The sequence below is a fragment of the Mesorhizobium sp. M7A.F.Ca.US.011.01.1.1 genome (assembly GCF_003998295.1).
Lineage (GTDB): Bacteria > Pseudomonadota > Alphaproteobacteria > Rhizobiales > Rhizobiaceae > Mesorhizobium.
The window spans coordinates 1-409 of record NZ_RZRT01000275.1; the positions used below are offsets into that span (position 1 = coordinate 1).

A 409-nucleotide genomic window follows, 5' to 3' on the forward strand; every position below is an offset into this window, starting at 1 on the left:
CCTGCCCTGCGGATACCGCGAAGTCGAATGCGAGATTGCGCCTGTTGCCGATAAGCCATTCCAAGATCGAGCCGCTGTGGACGACGACGCTCACGCCACTGGCGAGACCCTCGTTACGTGGCGCTCCGAATGAGACTCTAAGATCGTCGAGGGAGTTGAGGAACCCCATTCCGTTCCCGCCGCAAATGGCCATGCCGTATTTTCGGGCGATCGCCCCGAGCCGCTCCGGCAGCGGTGTCGCGGATTCGGGATCGTATCCGCGGCCGAACACCACGGCCGCCGGAACTCCGGCGCGTCCAGCTTCGTCCAGGCTTTCCTCCAATGCACTGTCGCGAACGCAAAGGACGACGCAGTCCGGTCGCGTGGGCAGGGATGAGATACTCGGATAGCAACCGACGCGACCTATGTC

General features: G+C 63.1%; 1 protein-coding gene. It reads right to left on the reverse strand.

All coding sequences use genetic code 11. From position 1 onward, the window contains the following. On the reverse strand, window positions 1-406 hold a 406-nt coding region (locus EOA13_RS37705), incomplete at its 3' end, for a CoA-binding protein (protein ID WP_348629790.1). Window positions 407-409: the final 3 nt, after the last annotated feature.